Genomic DNA, 613 nt, shown 5'->3' on the forward strand with positions numbered 1-613 from the left:
CCCCGGATCAAAGCCTGCTTACGGCTCCCCGAGGCAATTTCGTTGTTCGCCACGTCCTTCTTCGGCTCCTAGTGCCTAGGCATCCTCCGTGCGCTCTTAGTAGCTTAACCAGTGCTCGATTGATGGCTGTTTACTCTCGTGATAGCTTTGTTTCTTTATCCAATAAGTTCCCTCAATGGTTGAAACAAATCTACCAAAGTCGTAACCATCCATACAATCTTCGCTTCGTGTTATTACTAAAGCTTTAAGGATGTTTCATTATTCGCTATCCAGTTTTCAAGGTGCAATATAAATATTGGTGGAGCCAAGCGGGATCGAACCGCTGACCTCCTGCTTGCAAGGCAGGCGCTCTCCCAGCTGAGCTATGGCCCCGTATAAAAAATAAAATGGTTGGCCTTAGTGGACTCGAACCACCGACCTCACCCTTATCAGGGGTGCGCTCTAACCAGCTGAGCTAAAGGCCAATATATTGGGTTATGCTTCTTGCCCGCTTGGCGTCTTCCTACTCTTCCAGGACCCTGCGGTCCAAGTACCATCGGCGTTGGAGGACTTAACGGTCGTGTTCGGGATGGGTACGCGTGGAACCCCTCCGCCATCGACACCAAACGGATTA

The 613-nt window shown here is 50.2% G+C and carries 2 tRNA genes and 2 rRNA genes; all 4 read right to left on the reverse strand.

Annotation, left to right across the window (positions count from 1 at the left end):
- A 23S ribosomal RNA gene (locus GON22_RS25570) occupies window positions 1–110 on the reverse strand; the annotation flags it as partial.
- Between the two features lie 186 nt (window positions 111–296).
- Window positions 297–372, reverse strand: a tRNA-Ala gene (locus GON22_RS25575).
- 15 nt (window positions 373–387) lie between these two features.
- Window positions 388–464: transfer RNA gene (locus tag GON22_RS25580), tRNA-Ile, on the reverse strand.
- 25 nt (window positions 465–489) lie between these two features.
- Window positions 490–606: ribosomal RNA gene (gene rrf, locus GON22_RS25585) — 5S ribosomal RNA — on the reverse strand.
- Between the last annotated feature and the right edge of the window lie 7 nt (window positions 607–613).

Source organism: Paenibacillus sp. MMS18-CY102 (assembly GCF_009789195.1).
Classification (GTDB): Bacteria; Bacillota; Bacilli; order Paenibacillales; family Paenibacillaceae; genus Paenibacillus_T.